A 17,572-nucleotide genomic window follows, 5' to 3' on the forward strand; every position below is an offset into this window, starting at 1 on the left:
TCCCACATTCCACATGGACCTGGCGGTGTGCTTCAGGGCTTGGCGCGTGTCTCATGCATCCGCGCCAGTTGCCGCTCCAGCATCGACGGATACGGCTCCATCAGCCGTTCTACGCAACTTGCGCCCTCAGGGCTGGCAATCGGGCGGATACGTGCGCGCTGGCGGATCAAGGTGTCTTCGCTGATCTTGCGCTCCACCAGCAGCAGGTTGCGGCTGTGTTGAGACAGCGCCAGGGCGTCCTGGGCGATCTCGGTCAGCAGCAGATCGATCTGGCTCATGCCAAACAGGTCGTCACCCACCGTCAAGCCAAGCTGCAGTTGCAAGGTAATGCCGCTGTCGGCCACTTCAATCTGCAGCGCGTGGCCCAGGGCACGTAGTAACTCGCCGCAGCAGATGGCGTTGGTCAGGTAGTCCTCGCCGCTGTCCTCGCTGTGGAACAGCATTAATGTGCTGCCATCGTTGAGGGTGTGCAGTTCGCTCTGGTACAGCGAAGCGGCCTGGTCGAGGCAATCACGGTAGCGCTCGAGCAGCTCAGTCAGGCGTGCGCGAGGCAGGCGCCGCAATTGGTCCTGAGCGCCCAGTTGCACGGCCAGTACGGCGCTGTGCTGGGGCTCGGCGTTCCTGACCGGCACGGCTTTAGGTGCGACAGCCGGGCTGTTGGTCGAGGTGTCGCGCAGGTCGGCGAAGGGGTCTTCGTCATCCAGCTCGTCTTCTTCGGCCCTGATGACCTTGCGGGTTGCAGGCTTGAGGCCGGCAACCGGGGCGCTCTCGTCGAAGCCAGGTTCACGCAGGTCACGCACTTCAAATTCGGGGGCATCGTCGTCGCTGTCGTCGTATTCCGGCTCGGGCTCAACCACGCGTACCTGCGGCTCCGGGGCGAAGCTGGCGTGCAGTTGGCGGGCGAGGTCGCCGATTTCGTCCTGACGATCGGTGGCCGGGGTGTGTTCGTCGATGTCCCGCAGCCAGATGCGCAGTTGCATCAACGGCGTGGAGATATGCCGACCCAGGCGCAGGCTCAAGGCCAGCGCCAGTGCCAGGAGGATCGCACTGAGAATGCCCATGCTTTGCAGGCTGATGGTCATCGGCTGCTGAAACTGTTGCATGTCCAGGCTGATGCGCAACTGGCCGGCCTTTACGTCCTGAAAGGTAATGTTGCTCTGGTACAGGCCTTCGGCTTCACCCAGCAGGCCGTTTTTCGGGCGTTGCCCGGCTTCGGCCATGATCCGGTTGTCCACGCTGTAGATGGCGGCGTGGGCCACCAGCGGGTTCTTGGTCAGGTTATTGAGCAGCACGTTGAGGCTGAGGATGTCGTTGGACACCAACAGCTCGGTCGCCGACGTGGCGGTCTGGGTGGTCAAGCTCTCGCCCAGGGCGTCGGCTTGCTCGTGCATGGCCTGTTTGAACTGCAAACCCATGACGCAGGCATAGATCACCAGGGCCAGGGCGACCAGGATCACGTTATGGCTGGCGATGCGTAATGCGATCGGTACACGGCGGTGGCGCAGTGCCCGGAAGATCAGCAGGAAGAAGTTATCGGTTTTTACTGGCGTGGGCCGGTTCACTTGCGCTCGGCTCTCGGTCCGTGAAGTTGACGCGCAGTATAGCGACAGGCCCAAGACCGGCAAAGCGCTGGCTGTGCCCGATGGTCACTGAAAGTGGGTAGAATGCGGTTTTTTTCCAGCCTGGGGGTGCGCCTTGCGCGAAATTGTCCTGATAAACATCACCGGTGTTGACCGTCCGGGTCTCACCGCCGCCATTACCGGTGTTCTGGCCCAGGGTGGTGTGAACATTCTCGACATTGGCCAGGCAGTGATTCACGACACCCTGTCGTTCGGCATCCTGGTGGAAATTCCGAGCACCGAGCAGGCCTCGTCCGTGCTCAAGGACATCCTGTTTACGGCGTACAAGCTCGACCAGCAGGTGCGTTTCACTCCGGTGTCCGAAGAGGACTACCAGCACTGGGTGGCTGGCCAGGGCAAGAAACGCCACATCGTGACGCTGTTGACCCGCAAGGTTACCGCCGAACAATTGCAGCGTGTCAGCTCGATCACCGCGCACTACGGTTTGAACATCGACCATATCGACCGTCTGTCGGGGCGCATGCCGTTGGACACGCCGGCTGACCAGGGCAAGGGTTGCGTCGAGTTCTCCGTGCGCGGCGAACCGGCCGACCCGCAGGCCCTGCGCGCCGAGTTTCTCAGCGTTGCCCAGGAACTGAATGTCGACATCGCGTTCCAGGAAGACTCGCTGTTCCGTCGTAACCGTCGCCTCGCGGTATTCGATATGGACTCCACCCTGATTGAAGCCGAAGTGATCGACGAACTGGCCAAGGCCGCCGGCGTGGGCGAGCAGGTGTCCGCGATCACCGAACGTGCCATGGCCGGTGAGCTGGATTTCCGCGCCAGTTTCAAAGAGCGTCTGGCGCTGCTCAAAGGCCTGGATGTGAGCGTGCTGGATTCCATCGGCGCGTCCCTGCGCCTGACCGAAGGCGCCGAAACCCTGTTCGCCGAGCTCAAGCGCCTGGGTTACAAAACCGCGATCCTATCCGGTGGCTTTACCTACTTTGCCAAGCAGTTGCAGGCCAAGCTGGGCATCGACTACGTGTTCGCCAACGAGCTGGAAGTGGTGGATGGCAAGGTGACCGGCGTGGCGGTCGAGCCGATTGTCGACGCACAACGCAAGGCGGATTTGCTCAAGGAGCTGGCCCACAAGGAAGGTTTGCGTCTGGAGCAGACCATTGCGGTCGGCGACGGGGCGAATGACTTGCCGATGCTGGCGATTGCCGGGTTGGGGGTGGCGTTCCGTGCCAAGCCGCTGGTCAAGCAGTCGGCAAAGCAGGCGATTTCAACGCTGGGGCTGGATGGGGTGTTGTATCTGTTGGGCTTTCGCGACCGCGACGGTCAGCTGTAGTTGAAGAAATGTGGGAGGGGGATTGCCCCCTCTCACATTTGGGTCTTTGCAGACCTGGAATCAGGCTTTCGGCAGTGCGATGCCCTGGCCCATCTGTACTGGCGAACCCGCTACCAGCTCCTCAGCCCACTTCACCTGATCCGGCCCGAACAGCACGATCGCGGTCGAACCCAACTTGAAGCGGCCCAGTTCGGCGCCTTTTTCCAAGTGAATCGGTGCACGAGCGGCTTCGTCGTAGCGGAAGGTTTTCAGCTCGCGCTTCGGTGGTGTCACCAGGCCGGCCCACACGGTTTCAATCGACGCGACAATCATCGCCCCCACCAACACCACGGCCATCGGGCCGCGTTCGGTGTCGAACAGGCAGACAACACGCTCATTACGTGCAAACAGTTCCGGTACGTTTTCGGCGGTGGTCTGGTTGACCGAGAAGATCCGGCCGGGCACGTAGACCATTTCGCGCAGGGTGCCAGCCAGTGGCATGTGCACGCGGTGGTAGTCCTTCGGCGACAGGTAAATGGTGGCGAAGTCGCCGCCCATGAACGGTGCCGCGACCGCCGCATCGCCGCCCAGCAATTCCAGCACGCTGAAGCTGTGGCCCTTGGCCTGAAATACTCTACCGTGCTCGATTGGACCCAGTTGGCTGACCGCGCCATCGGCGGGGCTCAGCACCGCGCCTGGGGTCTGGTCCAGCGGCCGCGCGCCGTCTTTGAGAGCACGGGTGAAGAAGGCGTTGAAGTGCTCGTAAGCGGTCACGTCTTCAACCAGTGCCTGGGACATGTCCACTTGATAGCGCTTGGCGAACCAGGTGGTGAACGCGTTCTTGAACCAGCGCACACGGCATTCGGCAATGCAGCCTGCCAGGCGCGACAGCAAGTGGTGCGGCAGCAAGTATTGGCTGAGGATAAACAACTGCTTTTTCATAACTGTCCTTAAACTTTAAATCTCAACGGGGGTGTCGGGGTGGTTGCCCCATTCGCCCCAGGAACCGGCATAACCTTTGACTCGCGGATAACCGAGCGCCTTGGCCACCAGGTAGGTGAAGCCAGAGCGGTGGTGAGTCTGGCAGTGGGTGATGATTTCTTTATCGCGGGTCAGCCCGAGGTCTTCGAGGATCTGCGGCATGTCGCGGCGAATACGCAGGTTACGCGCCTTGTCCATGCCGGCGGTCCACTCAAAGTTCACCGCGCCGGGAATGTGCCCGCCTTTGGTCGCGAGCACCTTCTGGCCGGAGTATTCCAGCGGACCGCGCGCATCCCAGATGCCCAGGTCGGCGGCGCCGAGGCGGCTTTGCAGGTATTCGCGGGTGGCAGTAGGGCCATCGTGCAGCGTGAGGTTGACCGGGCCGCCGACGGTAGCGGGCACCTCGGTGGAAACCGGATGCTCACCCTCCAGCCAGGCCAGCAGGCCGCCGTCGAGGTAGTGATATTTCGGGTGGCCGATCACGTCGAGCATCCAGATAAAGCGCCCGGCCCAGCCACCGCCTTCGTCGTCGTACACCACGTAGGTGGCATCTGGGGTGTGGCCGATTTCACCGAACAGTTTTTCCAGGTCTGCCTGGTGGGGCAGCAGTCCGGGTGCCGGCGCCTGGCCCAATTGGGTGCGCTTGGGGTCAACGAAATGCGCGCCGGGGATATGCCCTTCGGCGTAGCGGGCGGCACTGGTGAGGTCCACCACAATCAGGTGTTCGGCATCCAGGCGACTCAGCAGGTCGGCAGATTCGATCACCAGCGGCAAGCCAGAGAAGTCAGGCATGTGAGGTCTCCTGGGCACAAATGTTGGCGATAAAGGACGGCGATTGTAGCGCAAGCATCAGACGCTGCGGTTGGTAAAGCTGTGCAGCGCTTTCTCGATGCACTGGGCGGTTTTGCCGAAGGCTTGCACGGTGGTTTCCGAGAACGGCCCACCGCCCTGGTCGGCAACCATCACCATCACCACGCGACCGTTGCAGCTCATGGAGCGCAACAACAGGTGTTCACCATTGAACAGGCGACGCAGGATCGGCGGCAGCAAGGCTGAGAACTGTGCGTGGTTGTCGGGTGTGAGGCGCACCTGAGCGGATTTCTCCAGCAGGCGCTGCAGCAGCGTGCTGTTGACCACGTCGAGGCTCAGGTTGGTGGCGTCTTTGGGCAGGCCGTCGGCCTGGTGTACGCGCAAGGTGCTCAGGGCGCGATCGGCCATGAACAACAGGACCCGCTGCATGCCACTGGCGACCAGGGCTTCCTTGGCGCAGGTGGTCAAATGCATGGCGTTGGCGAAGCGGCTCGGCTCTTCCAGCAGTTCGGTGCAGCGGTTGCGCCAGACCGCGAGGGCTTCGGCAGTGGGGGGCGGTGCGGGCAGCAAGCCTCGATGGACCTTTTGCACATGCCACGGCCAGATCAGCGACAGCGCCGGGTGCCAGAGGTCGGGCATCAGGGTAGTGCGAGCGCTGGTGACGGCTTGCTGGTGAGATTGTTGCTGCACCTCAGCCAGCGATTGCTGCAAATACAGGGCGGTCAGGTACTGCCAGCGCTGGGTGTGCGGGCAGGTCCAGGACTCCTGGGCCGACATCGCCAGGCCGTTGGCCAGCAGCACGGTATTGGCCGGCTGGTTCAGCCAGCGGCGCAGGTTGGGTTCCGCATCGAGCAATTGCTGGTGGCGCAACGGGTCGTCTTCGCGGGCGATATGCAGCGCCCTGACCAGCAAACGTTGCTCGTTCAACAGCAGGGTGTAGCCCTGGGAAACCCAGATCGGCAAATGCCAGGCTTCGGTCAGGCCGAGGCACAGGTCCAGCAGGCGCACGCCGAACAAGGCCTGCTCGACCTTGCGCGCCGACTCGCCTTTGTGGATCACGCGCAGCTCCCACTCTTCAAGAAGCTTGGGGTACGCAACGGCCATCGGCCACAGCGGCGACAAAAACAGCAGGCTGCCCCAGTGGATGTCTTGCCACAGCCGTGCGAGGCGGCTGCCGAACAAGCCGTTGGCTTGTTGCGACGCATGCTGGCTCACCAGCAACAACTGGCGCAACGCAACGGGAATCTCCTGGGCAGGCACCGAGGGCAGGCGCGCCAGCAGTTCTTCAGCGCGCTTGAGGCCCAGGCGATTAAGCGCCACTTCGAGGTTTTCCGCAGGTTCGGCCAGGCTGCCATGGGTATGGCTGTTGGCTTCGCGCATCACGCTGAGCACCAGCGCCGGGCTGTCTTGCATCAGCTCGGCAATATCTCGCAACGAACTGCGGCTGTCGCGGATTGCCTTGCACACACGGTCGTGGCTGGCCTGGGGAACAGGCAGCGGCACATCGTCCAGGCGCTTGATCCAAGCGGCCAGAGAAGTGGGTTTTGCAGTTGGGACTGTCGTTTCATTAGCCATGATTGGGGCGCGATCATCACTTGCGGTCAACACGCCCGGAGTGGGCCGAACTGGCTTTTCGCCTTAACGGGCTATAGTCTGGCGCAGTTTTGCCGATAAGTAGAACAAGAGTTTTTCAGTTCCCCCAAATATGTCCATGAACCCGACGGCGCAAGTACTCATCTCCTATGGCTAAAATTATCGGCATCATCGTCGTCTTCGCGAGCGTGCTCGGCGGGTACGTCCTGTCCCACGGTAAAATTGCGGCACTGGTCCAGCCTTTCGAGGTGTTGATTATTGGCGGTGCGGCACTGGGTGCCTTTTTGCAGGCCAACCCCGGCTACATGACCATGCACGTGGTCAAGAAGTCGTTGGCCATGTTTGGTTCGCGCTTCACCCACACTTTCTACCTGGAAGTGCTGGGCCTGGTGTACGAGATCCTCAACAAGAGCCGCCGCGAAGGCATGATGGCGATCGAGGCCGATATCGAAGACGCTGCTGCCAGCCCGATTTTCGCCAAGTACCCGGCCGTGCTCAAAGACGAGCGCATGACCGCCTACATCTGCGATTACCTGCGCATCATGTCCTCCGGCAACATGGCCCCTCACGAGCTGGAAGGCCTGTTCGACATGGAATTGTTCAGCCTCAAGGAAGAGCTGGAGCACCCGTCCCATGCCGTTACCGGTATCGCTGACGGCATGCCGGGTTTCGGTATCGTCGCGGCGGTACTGGGTATCGTGGTGACCATGGCTTCTCTGGGCGAAGGTGACCAGGCCGCGATCGGCATGCACGTAGGTGCGGCGCTGGTGGGTACCTTCTTCGGTATTCTCGCGGCGTACGGCTTCTTCGGCCCGCTGGCGACCTCCCTGGCCCACGATGCCAAGGAAGAAATCAACCTGTACGAGTCGATCAAGGCCAGCCTGGTGGCGTCCGCGTCCGGCATGCCGCCGTCGCTGGCAGTGGAATTTGGTCGCAAAGTGCTGTACCCCAAGCACCGCCCAAGTTTCGCCGAGCTGGAACAAGCGGTTCGCGGTCGCTAAGTCATGGAAAACAACCAGCCGATAATCATCAAGCGCGTCAAGCGCTTCGCTGCGGGGCATCATGGCGGCGCCTGGAAAATCGCCTTCGCCGACTTTGCGACGGCGATGATGGCGTTCTTCCTGGTGTTGTGGCTGATGTCCACCGCCACGCCCGAACAGAAAATCGCCATCGCCGGTTACTTCAAAGACCCGATTGGCTTTTCCGAAAGCGGCACGCCTTTTGTGATCGACCTGGGCGGCTCGCCGCAGTTGGCGCCTGAGCGCACCATCAACCCCGAGGTCAAGACTGAAGCACCACAGGAAAAAATCCCGATCGAGCGCGACACGGTCGAGGCCATGGCCGAGCAGGTCGAGCAGGAACGCCTGGAATTGCTGCTGCAGGAGTTGCAGAACAAGGTCGAGGAGAACCCGCAGCTGCTCAAGTTCAAGGACCAGATTTCGTTCGAAATCACGCCCGAAGGCTTGCGCATCCAGATCACCGATGCCGCCAACCGGCCGATGTTCGACTCTGGCAGCGCGCGCTTGAAGCCGTACTTTGAAGACATCCTGCTGGCCATGGCCGACACCATCAAGACGGTGCCGAACAAGATCAGCATCAGTGGTCATACTGACGCCAAACCGTATGCAGGCCAGGGCGATTTCGGCAACTGGGAGCTGTCGGCCAACCGCGCCAACGCTGCACGCCGTGCACTGGTGGCCGGCAGCTACCCGGATCCGCAAGTCGCGCGGGTAGTGGGTTTTGCCTCATCGCAGTTGTTTGATCACAAAGACCCGTTCAACCCGGCCAACCGGCGCATCGACATTGTCGTGCTGACCAAAAAGGCCCAGCGCGCGATTGAAGGTGACCAGCCGCCAGCGCAACCGACCCCAGGTGCCGGTGCACCAGGCGAAGTGCCGGCCGACCCGAACGCGATCCCGCCGGGTCAGGAACCATTGCCGGCCCACGAACTGCGTCAGAAGTTGAATCTGTTTGATGATGGTGGGGTGAAAGACCCTACGGCACCTAAGGCGGGTTCCTAAGGTGCTCTGATGGAAGGGTTGGTTGTGGTGAGCGGGCAACCCGCTCGCCACAGGCCATCTATGCAGTTTAGTAACTGCTCTCCGGCAAGCTCGCAATAATCGACCGATAGCTGTTCATCCGCTGCTGCTGCACACGGCCGTCTTCCAGGGCCTTGAGCAACGCACACCCCGGCTCGCGGTCGTGTTTGCAGTCGCGGAAGCGGCACGTGCCGATCAGGTCGTTGAACTCGATGAAACCCGCTTCCACATCGCTGCGGCTCACGTGGCCCAGGCCGAATTCGCGAATACCAGGGGAGTCAATCAGCTCACCGCCGCCTGGGAAGTGGAACAACCGTGCGGTGGTGGTGGTGTGGGTGCCCTGGCCGGACAGCTCCGACAGCGGGCCTACACGGGTGTCGACCTCAGGCAGCAAGCTGTTGACCAGCGATGACTTGCCCACGCCGGACTGGCCGACAAACACGCTGATGCGCCCGTCCAACTGCTGTTGCAGCTGTTCCATGCCATTGCCGTGATGGGCGGAGACTTCCAGCACTGGGTAACCCAGGGTGCGGTAGACCGCCAGCAGCGCGTTGAGCGCCGGCGCGTTCTGTTCGTCGATCAAGTCGAATTTGTTCAGCAGCAACAGCGGGCGAATGCCGGCATGCTCGGCCGCCACCAGGTAGCGGTCGATCAAGTTGGCATGGGGCTCGGGCAGCGGCGCGAACACGATCACGATCATGTCGACGTTGGCCGCGACCGGCTTGAGTTGGCCACGGCTGTCGGGGCGGCGCAGTTCGGTGGTGCGCGGCAACTGGGCGACGATCACGCCGATGCCCTGGTTGCCGGCACGCCAGACCACCTTGTCGCCGGTGACCAGCGCAGGCAGGTTGGCGCGTAAGTGGCAGCGGGAAACGGAGCCGGCGAGCTCGCCTTCCAGCGCCTCGACTTCGACCTGCACACCAAAGTGCGCGATCACCAGGCCTGTCTGCTCGGGGCCCAGGTCGCCGCCCTCGAGCGCTTCCACGGCGGAGGACTCACGTTTGGCGGCGCGTGCGGCGCGCTCACCTTGAATCTTTTCGATGCGCCAGTTTTGGCGACGATTGAGCTGGCGTTTGGCCATTGGTGTTCCGTGTCGATAATGCAAAGGTTGGGTGAAACGGTCGCGAGTCTAGCACGCCCCCGCCTGCTAAACTGCGCAGCTACGCCAAGGTGCCAAGAGAATCAAGCCATGCAAAACCCACAGAACCTGATTTGGATCGATCTGGAAATGACCGGTCTGAACCCCGACACCGATGTCATCATCGAGATGGCCACGATTGTCACCGACAGTAATCTCAATACTTTGGCCGAAGGTCCGGTGATCGCCATCCACCACAGCGATGCCGTGCTCGCCACCATGGATGAGTGGAACACCCGCACCCACGGCAACTCCGGCCTGACCCAGCGCGTACGCGACAGCCGCATCAGCATGGCCGAGGCCGAGGCCCAAACCATCGCCTTCCTGGAAAAATGGGTGCCCAAGGGCAAGTCGCCGATCTGCGGCAACAGCATTTGTCAGGATCGTCGCTTTCTCTATACCCACATGAAGGGGTTGGAGAGCTACTTCCACTACCGCAATCTGGACGTGTCCACGCTCAAAGAGCTGGCGGCGCGCTGGGCCCCGGAAGTCAAAGACAGCTTCCATAAAGGCAGCACTCACCTGGCATTGGACGATATCCGCGAGTCGATCGCCGAGCTGCAGCATTACCGCAAGCATTTCATCAAGGCATGATGCGCGCCTTCTTAATGAGCGGCCTTGCGGTCTTGAGCGGGCCCATGACAATTGCGCAAGGATCGCCTTCATGCTGTTGATGCTCTACCTCATCGCCATCACCGCCGAAGCCATGACCGGGGCCCTGTCTGCGGGGCGTCGCGGCATGGACTGGTTTGGCGTGGTGTTGATTGCCTGCGTGACGGCACTGGGTGGCGGTTCGGTGCGCGATATGTTGTTGGGGCATTACCCGTTGACGTGGGTCAAGCACCCGGAATACCTGGTGCTGACCTCGGTCGCGGCGCTGGTGACGATCTTTATTGCGCCGCTGATGCGGCATCTGCGCTCGCTGTTCCTGGCGCTGGATGCGGTGGGTTTGGTGGCGTTCACCCTGATCGGCTGCATGACCGCCCTGGAAATGGGCCACGGCATGCTGGTGGCGTCGGTCAGCGGTGTGATCACCGGGGTGTTCGGCGGCATCCTGCGGGATATCTTCTGTAACGACATTCCGCTGATTTTCCGTCGTGAGCTGTATGCCAGCGTGTCGTTCCTCGCTGCGTGGTTCTACTTGCTGTGCCTTTATCTGGAGTTGCCCAGCGAGCAGGCGATTCTGCTGACGCTGTTCAGCGGCTTTCTATTGCGACTGCTGGCGATCCGCTTTCACTGGGAAATGCCCAAGTTCGTCTACAACGATGATGTGCACTAACGCGTAGCGTGTCTGTTCAGCGCCCATTCCACGTGTTCGCGCACCAACTCCGATGGATAGTCCCTGCGCGCCTTCAAGGCTTCCAGCACCGGAATACTCGAAGGCGCATTGCCCAGGCCCACCGCCAGGTTACGCAGCCAACGCTCGTAACCGGCGCGGCGCAGGGGGGAGCCTTCGGTGCTGCTGAGAAATTTATCCTCATCCCACATAAACAACTCGGCCAGTTCAGCGTTATCCAGGTTATGCCGTGGTTTGAAATCGCTTTCGGTGGTGGGGCGAGCGAAACGATTCCACGGACAAACGATCTGACAGTCATCGCAGCCGAATACCCGATTGCCGATCAGCGGGCGCAGGTCTTCAGGGATCGCGCTCTTGAGTTCGATGGTCAGGTATGAAATGCAGCGCCGGGCGTCCAGCACGTAGGGGCCGATAAAGGCATTGGTCGGGCAGATGTCCAGGCAAGCGGTGCAGCGGCCGCAGTGTTCGGTGCTGTGGGGAGCATCCACCGGCAGCGGCAAGTCGACAAACAGCTCGCTCAAAAAGAAGTAACTGCCGGCCTTGCGATTGAGCACCAGGGTGTTTTTACCGATCCAGCCCAGCCCCGCTTTCTCGGCAATGGCTTTTTCCAGGACCGGTGCGCTGTCGACAAAGGCACGAAAGCCAAACGGGCCGATCTGAGCTTGTATGCGATCGGCCAGTTGCTGCACGCGCTTGCGGATCAGCTTGTGGTAGTCGCGGCCCAGGGCGTAGCGCGAGATGTAGGCTTTATCCGGCTGTGCCAGCAACTGCGCCATTTGCGTGTCGCCTGGCAGATAATCCATGCGCAGCGACACCACGCGCAGTGTGCCTGGCACTAACTCTTCGGGGTGGGAGCGCTTGCTGCCATGGGCGCCCATGTAGTCCATCTCGCCGTGGTAGCCCGCGTCGAGCCAGCGTTGCAGATGCTGTTCATGCTCAGCCAGGTCCAGGCCGCTGATGCCGACTTGTTGAAAGCCCAGCTCGCGGCCCCAGTCTTTGATCGATTGGGCGAGGGCGGGCAGATCGGAGGTAATAGCAGGCATGAGACGCGGGAAACCACAGGTGAGATGCGTATAATTCTGCCAGACATCGGAGCTTGAAGACGCATGCCGCAGACAAAACACGAAATAACCGACGTTCAGTCGCTGTTGCCTGGCCATTTGCCACAACTGCCTGCACGTTCCGCCAGCGCCCACAAAGGTCAGTTCGGCCACCTGTTGGTCGTCGGCGGCGACCGCGGCGTGGGTGGCGCGGCGTTGCTGAGCGCCGAAAGTGCGTTGCGCGCGGGTGCGGGCATGGTGTCGCTGGCAACTCGTATTGAGCACGTGCCGGCGGCCTTGGCGCGTTTGCCGGAGGTCATGACTGTGGACGTGAGTTCGGCTAACCAGTTGATGGGCTTGCTGGAGAAGATTTCGGTCATCGTCATAGGTCCGGGCCTGGGCGAGGCCGCTTGGGGCAAAAGCCTGTTATCGCTTGCTGCCAATACGAAACAACCCCAGGTGTGGGATGCCGATGCCTTGAATCAGTTGGCCAAGGGCTGCGTGAGCCTTCCCGCCGGCAGCGTGATTACCCCGCACCCAGGCGAGGCTGCGCGACTGTTGGGGGTGTCGACAGCCGAAGTTCAGGCCGACCGCCTTAAGGTGGCGCGCGCGTTGAGCCAGAGATTCAACGCCGTCGCGATTCTCAAGGGAGCTGGCAGTTTGATTGCCAGCCCGGACGGGCGGGTCGCCCGCTGTGACCAGGGTCATCCGGCGATGGCGACGGCGGGTCTTGGCGATGTGCTGGCCGGCCTGGTGGGCGCGTTGCTGGCCCAGGGCATGCCGGCTTATGAGGCCAGTTGCCTGGCCGTGTGGTTGCACGCCACCGCCGGGGAGCGCCAGGGGCTCTCGGGGCGCGGCCTGGCTGCCAGTGATCTGATACCTGCCATTCGTCAATTGTTGGAGGAGCAGTCTCCGTGTCTGAAGTAATCCTTTTTCTGGCCGATGAAGAAGCCATGGTGGCGTTTGGTAATCGTATTGCCCAGGCCACGAAAGGTAAGGGGCTGGTGTTTCTGGAGGGCGACCTTGGCGCCGGCAAGACCACGCTTTCGCGGGGGATTATTCGTGGGTTAGGCCATACAGGCGCGGTGAAAAGCCCCACGTTTACCTTAGTTGAACCCTACGAAATTGACGGCGTGCGCGCTTTTCACTTCGACCTCTATCGCTTGGTAGACCCTGAAGAGCTGGAGTACATGGGTATCCGTGATTACTTCGACGAAGACGCGCTGTGTTTGATCGAGTGGCCAGATAAAGGCACAGGCTTTTTGCCAAAGCCGGACCTGACCATTACCATTACGCCGCATGAAACAGGACGTCAGTTGAAGTTGTTGCCCCAGAGCGCGCGCGGCCAGTCGTGGTGCGCCGCTTTGGCATTGGAATTCAAATAATTGGTGGGGTTAGGTATGCGCTTTCGCGCGTTGGTTGCTGTCGTAGGGGTGTTGCTTGCGGCAATGACTGTCAATGTTCTGGCTGCTTCACAGGTGAAAAGTGTGCGCCTGTGGCGAGCGCCGGATAACACGCGACTGGTGTTCGACCTGTCTGGCCCGGTCCAGCACAGCGTCTTTACCCTCACGGCGCCCGATCGCCTGGTGATCGATATCAACGGTGCGACCCTGGCCGCGCCGCTGAAGGTGTCCACCGCCAATACCCCGATCACTGCCATGCGCTCGGCCCAGCGCACGCCGACCGACCTGCGGGTGGTCATCGATCTGAAAAAGGTCGTGACCCCTAAGAGCTTCTCTCTGGCGCCAAACGCCCAATATGGCAATCGCCTGGTGGTCGACTTGTTCGACAACGCCGCTGATGCCGCTCCGCCGCCTGCGCCGACGCCGAGCGTGGCGACGGTGCCGGCCGTGCCGGTCAACCCGTCGCAGCCCCAGGTCAAGTTGCCACCACCGCCACCAGCCCCGGCCGGCAAACGCGACATCATCGTGGTGATCGACGCCGGCCACGGCGGTGAAGATCCGGGTGCCTCCGGCTCGCGCGGCCAGCATGAAAAAGACGTGGTATTGGCCATCGCCCGTGAGCTGCAACGCCAGATCAACGGCATGAAAGGCTACCGCGCGGAGCTGACCCGTACGGGTGACTACTTCATTCCGCTGCGCGGGCGTACCGAAATCGCCCGCAAGAAGGGCGCCGACCTGTTTGTCTCGATCCACGCCGATGCCGCACCGTCCACCGCTGCGTTCGGCGCCTCGGTGTTTGCCTTGTCTGATCGCGGTGCCACCTCCGAGACCGCTCGTTGGCTGGCCGACAGTGAAAACCGTTCCGACTTGATCGGCGGCGCCGGCAACGTGTCCCTCGATGACAAGGACAAGATGCTCGCCGGGGTACTGCTCGACCTGTCGATGACCGCCTCGCTGACCTCCAGCCTGAACGTGGGTCAAAAGGTGCTGAGCAACATCGGCCGTGTGACTTCGCTGCACAAACAGCGGGTGGAGCAGGCCGGGTTTATGGTGCTGAAGTCGCCTGACATCCCGTCGATCCTGGTGGAAACCGGGTTTATTTCCAACGCCAACGAAGCGTCCAAGCTCGCCAGTGCCAGTCACCAGCAGGCGTTGGCGCGCTCGATCAGCGCCGGTGTGCGCCAGTTCTTCCAGCAGAATCCACCGCCGGGCACCTACATCGCCTGGCTGCGTGACTCCGGCAAAATCGCCCAGGGCCCGCGTGACCATCGCGTACAGCCCGGTGACACGCTGGCGATGCTGGCGGTGCGTTTCCAGGTGTCGGCGGCAGCCTTGCGCAACGCCAATAACCTGAAGACCGATGAGCTGAAAGTGGGCCAGGTGTTGACTATCCCCGGCACTGAATTGGCGGCGCAGTAATGAGCGAATCAACCTTGAATAACGGGTCGCGCATTGAGCTGCTCAGTCCGCGCCTGGCCAACCAGATTGCCGCTGGCGAAGTTGTCGAGCGTCCTGCGTCGGTGATCAAGGAGCTGCTTGAAAACAGTATCGACTCCGGCGCCAAGCGCATTGATGTCGACGTGGAGCAGGGTGGCGTCAAGCTGCTGCGGGTGCGTGACGACGGCAGTGGCATATCCTCCGATGACCTGCCGCTGGCGCTGGCCCGCCATGCCACCAGCAAGATCCGCGACCTGGAAGACCTTGAACGGGTGATGAGCCTGGGCTTTCGCGGTGAGGCCCTGGCCTCCATCAGCTCCGTGGCCCGCCTGACCCTGACCTCACGCACCCGCAGCGCCGACCAGGCCTGGCAAGTGGAAACCGAAGGCCGCGACATGGCGCCTCGAGTTCAACCGGCGGCGCACCCTGTGGGTACGTCCGTAGAGGTGCGTGACCTGTTCTTCAACACCCCGGCGCGGCGCAAATTTCTCAAAACCGAAAAAACCGAATTCGATCACCTGCAGGAAGTGATCAAACGCCTGGCCCTTGCGCGTTTCGACGTGGCGTTTCACCTGCGCCATAACGGCAAGACCATTCTCAGCCTGCACGAAGCCCATGACGACGCGGCGCGCGCGCGGCGTGTGTCGGCGATCTGCGGCGCGGGCTTTTTGGAGCAGGCGCTGCCGATCGAGATCGAGCGCAATGGCCTGCGCTTGTGGGGCTGGGTCGGGTTGCCGACGTTCTCCCGTAGCCAGGCGGACTTGCAGTATTTCTTTGTGAACGGTCGCGCGGTGCGCGACAAGCTGGTGGCCCACGCGGTGCGCCAGGCGTATCGCGATGTGCTGTTCAATGGCCGGCATCCGACGTTTGTACTGTTTTTTGAAGTCGATCCGGCTGTGGTCGACGTGAATGTGCACCCGACCAAGCACGAAGTGCGCTTCCGCGACGGGCGCATGGTGCATGACTTCCTCTATGGCACCTTGCACCGCGCCCTGGGTGACGTGCGCCCAGATGACCAACTGGCGGCGCCGATCGTCACAGCGGTGGTGCGCCCGAGCGGCCCCGAGGCCGGTGAGTTTGGTCCTCAAGGCGAAATGAGCCTGGCGGGCAACTTGCTGCAATCGCCGCCTCCGCAGCCTGCGTATACGGCGCCGGGTTCCGGTGCGGGTGCGGGTTATCAATACCAATACACGCCGCGCCCGCAATCGGCGGTGCCGGTGGCCGAGGCCCGTGCGGCCTATCGCGAATTCTTTGCGCCATTGCCGGGGGCTGAGTCCGGCGCTGCCGCGGCCTTGCCGGAAGGCGGCGGTGATATTCCGCCGTTGGGTTATGCGCTGGCGCAACTCAAAGGCATCTATATCCTCGCCGAAAACGCCCATGGCCTGGTGTTGGTGGACATGCACGCCGCCCACGAGCGGATCATGTACGAACGCTTGAAGATCGCCATGGCCAGCGAAGGCCTCAGCGGCCAGCCGCTGCTGGTGCCGGAGTCCCTGGCGGTCAGCCAGCGTGAAGCCGACTGCGCCGAAGAGCACCACAGCGTGTTCCAGAAGCTGGGTTTCGAGCTGCAGCGGCTGGGTCCGGAAACCCTGGCGATCCGCCAGATTCCTGCGCTGCTCAAGCAAGCCGAAGCCAACCGGCTGGTGGCTGACGTGCTGGCAGACCTGATGGAATATGGCACCAGTGACCGTATCCAGGCGCACATCAACGAACTGCTCGGCACCATGGCCTGCCACGGCGCCATCCGCGCCAATCGTCGCCTGGCCTTGCCGGAAATGAATGGCCTGCTGCGCGACATGGAAAACACCGAGCGCAGCGGGCAATGCAACCATGGCCGACCGACCTGGACCCAAATGGGCCTGGACGATCTGGACAAACTGTTCTTGCGCGGCCGCTGATGAGTGCCTTGCCCCCCGCTATTTTCCTGATGGGCCCCACTGCCGCCGGCAAGACCGACCTGGCTATCGAGCTGACCAAGGTGTTGCCGTGCGAACTGATCAGCGTCGATTCCGCCCTGGTATACCGGGGCATGGACATCGGCACGGCCAAGCCGTCCAAAGAACTGCTGGCCCAGCATCCGCATCGGCTGATCGACATTATCGATCCAGCCCAGAGCTATTCTGCGGCCGACTTTCGCACCGACGCCCTGGCGGCTATGGCTGAGATCACCGCGCGGGGCAATATTCCGCTGCTGGTGGGCGGCACGATGCTCTACTACAAGGCTTTGCAGGACGGCCTGGCGGATATGCCGCCGGCTGACGCCCAGGTCCGCGCCGAGCTTGAAGAGCAGGCCGCACGTCTTGGCTGGCAAGCCCTCCACGACGAGTTGACGGCGGTAGATCCGGTGTCGGCTGCGCGGATTCACCCGAATGACCCTCAACGCCTGAGTCGCGCGTTGGAAGTCTGGCGCGTCAGCGGTCAGACCATGACTGAACTGCGGCTGAAACAATCTGCGCAAAGTGCTGATCCAGGCGCATCTGGACAGTCACAATTGCCCTATACTGTGGCGAATCTGGCCATCGCTCCGGCAAATCGCCAGGTGCTGCATGAACGAATTGCGCAAAGATTCACAATTATGTTGGAACAGGGGTTTATCGACGAGGTCGTAGCACTGCGTTCACGAGGTGACCTGCATCCGGGGTTGCCTTCGATACGTGCTGTAGGCTACCGCCAAGTCTGGGATCATCTGGATGGCAAGCTGACGTCAGCCGAAATGCAGGAGCGCGGCATCATTGCCACGCGCCAATTGGCAAAACGCCAGTTCACCTGGTTGCGCAGCTGGAGCGATTTGCACTGGTTGGACAGCCTGGACAGCGACAATCTGTCACGCGCCTTGAAATACTTGGGAACGGTCTCCATATTGAGCTGAGTCCTTGCAATTGCCGTCTATCCTTGGGGGTGTGACGGCCATAAGCTACCTATTTTCCGATTTTTTATTATTGATC

16 protein-coding genes are annotated in these 17,572 nt (G+C 61.8%); 10 read left to right on the top strand and 6 right to left on the bottom strand.

Annotated features, from left to right (window positions below):
• Positions 1-32: 32 nt before the first annotated feature.
• Positions 33-1,562: an AhpA/YtjB family protein gene (locus tag PSH59_RS02515; protein WP_305394232.1), complete on the bottom strand. Its 1,530-nt coding sequence runs from the start codon at positions 1,560-1,562 to the stop codon at positions 33-35.
• A 133-nt stretch (positions 1,563-1,695) separates the two neighbouring features.
• On the opposite strand from PSH59_RS02515, the gene serB reads away from it, so the two are divergent.
• Entirely contained in the window at positions 1,696-2,910 is a 1,215-nt protein-coding gene (gene serB / locus PSH59_RS02520; protein WP_305394233.1) for a phosphoserine phosphatase SerB, read from the top strand.
• A 60-nt stretch (positions 2,911-2,970) separates the two neighbouring features.
• Here serB and asd read toward each other — a convergent pair whose 3' ends face one another.
• The 3 genes from asd to PSH59_RS02535 are packed head-to-tail and all read right to left on the bottom strand — an operon-like array spanning position 2,971 to position 6,255.
• Complete coding sequence (asd, locus tag PSH59_RS02525) at positions 2,971-3,831, bottom strand: archaetidylserine decarboxylase (RefSeq protein ID WP_003171334.1); 861 nt, start codon at positions 3,829-3,831, stop codon at positions 2,971-2,973.
• Positions 3,832-3,846: 15 nt separating this feature from the next.
• Positions 3,847-4,662: a rhodanese-like domain-containing protein gene (locus PSH59_RS02530; protein WP_305394234.1), complete on the bottom strand. Its 816-nt coding sequence runs from the start codon at positions 4,660-4,662 to the stop codon at positions 3,847-3,849.
• Between the two features lie 57 nt (positions 4,663-4,719).
• Positions 4,720-6,255, bottom strand: a complete 1,536-nt coding sequence (locus tag PSH59_RS02535; RefSeq protein ID WP_305394235.1) for an HDOD domain-containing protein — start codon at positions 6,253-6,255, stop codon at positions 4,720-4,722.
• 167 nt (positions 6,256-6,422) lie between these two features.
• On the opposite strand from PSH59_RS02535, the gene motA reads away from it, so the two are divergent.
• Positions 6,423-7,274: a flagellar motor stator protein MotA gene (gene motA / locus PSH59_RS02540; protein ID WP_305394236.1), complete on the top strand. Its 852-nt coding sequence runs from the start codon at positions 6,423-6,425 to the stop codon at positions 7,272-7,274.
• Between the two features lie 3 nt (positions 7,275-7,277).
• Positions 7,278-8,294 (top strand): flagellar motor protein MotB, encoded by a 1,017-nt coding sequence (gene motB, locus PSH59_RS02545; protein WP_248077416.1) that lies wholly within the window; start codon positions 7,278-7,280, stop codon positions 8,292-8,294.
• A gap of 67 nt (positions 8,295-8,361) precedes the next feature.
• On the opposite strand, the gene rsgA is transcribed toward motB, so the two are convergent.
• Complete coding sequence (gene rsgA, locus PSH59_RS02550; RefSeq protein WP_003171340.1) at positions 8,362-9,393, bottom strand: small ribosomal subunit biogenesis GTPase RsgA; 1,032 nt, start codon at positions 9,391-9,393, stop codon at positions 8,362-8,364.
• A gap of 108 nt (positions 9,394-9,501) precedes the next feature.
• Between rsgA and orn the strand changes: the two genes are divergently transcribed.
• A complete protein-coding gene (gene orn / locus PSH59_RS02555) occupies positions 9,502-10,044 on the top strand; it encodes an oligoribonuclease (RefSeq protein WP_003188046.1) in 543 nt (180 codons plus the stop codon).
• Between the two features lie 70 nt (positions 10,045-10,114).
• Positions 10,115-10,729, top strand: coding sequence for a trimeric intracellular cation channel family protein (locus tag PSH59_RS02560; protein WP_124361016.1), 615 nt, complete (start codon positions 10,115-10,117; stop codon positions 10,727-10,729).
• Here PSH59_RS02560 and queG read toward each other — a convergent pair.
• The gene (gene queG / locus PSH59_RS02565; protein WP_248077417.1) at positions 10,726-11,790 is read right to left on the bottom strand and encodes a tRNA epoxyqueuosine(34) reductase QueG; all 1,065 of its coding nucleotides are present in this window, start codon (positions 11,788-11,790) and stop codon (positions 10,726-10,728) included. The two genes, PSH59_RS02560 and queG, sit on opposite strands and share 4 nt — an antisense overlap.
• 63 nt (positions 11,791-11,853) lie before the next feature.
• Between queG and PSH59_RS02570 the strand changes: the two genes are divergently transcribed.
• Genes PSH59_RS02570 through miaA form a run of 5 tightly spaced genes read left to right on the top strand, consistent with a single transcriptional unit; the run spans position 11,854 to position 17,496 of the window.
• On the top strand, positions 11,854-12,714 hold the full coding sequence (locus PSH59_RS02570) for an NAD(P)H-hydrate dehydratase (RefSeq protein ID WP_305394237.1): 861 nt from the start codon (positions 11,854-11,856) through the stop codon (positions 12,712-12,714).
• Positions 12,702-13,172 (top strand): tRNA (adenosine(37)-N6)-threonylcarbamoyltransferase complex ATPase subunit type 1 TsaE, encoded by a 471-nt coding sequence (gene tsaE, locus PSH59_RS02575; RefSeq protein ID WP_068937583.1) that lies wholly within the window; start codon positions 12,702-12,704, stop codon positions 13,170-13,172. Before PSH59_RS02570 ends, tsaE begins: the two co-directional genes overlap by 13 nt.
• Positions 13,173-13,187: 15 nt before the next feature.
• Positions 13,188-14,609 (top strand): N-acetylmuramoyl-L-alanine amidase, encoded by a 1,422-nt coding sequence (locus tag PSH59_RS02580; RefSeq protein WP_248077421.1) that lies wholly within the window; start codon positions 13,188-13,190, stop codon positions 14,607-14,609.
• Positions 14,609-16,525, top strand: coding sequence for a DNA mismatch repair endonuclease MutL (gene mutL, locus PSH59_RS02585; protein WP_370694389.1), 1,917 nt, complete (start codon positions 14,609-14,611; stop codon positions 16,523-16,525). Before PSH59_RS02580 ends, mutL begins: the two co-directional genes overlap by 1 nt.
• Positions 16,525-17,496, top strand: coding sequence for a tRNA (adenosine(37)-N6)-dimethylallyltransferase MiaA (gene miaA / locus PSH59_RS02590; protein WP_305394238.1), 972 nt, complete (start codon positions 16,525-16,527; stop codon positions 17,494-17,496). The genes mutL and miaA overlap by 1 nt, the downstream gene beginning before the upstream one ends.
• The last annotated feature ends 76 nt before the right edge of the window (positions 17,497-17,572 follow it).

The sequence above is a fragment of the Pseudomonas sp. FP2309 genome, assembly GCF_030687575.1.
Classification (GTDB): domain Bacteria; phylum Pseudomonadota; class Gammaproteobacteria; order Pseudomonadales; family Pseudomonadaceae; genus Aquipseudomonas.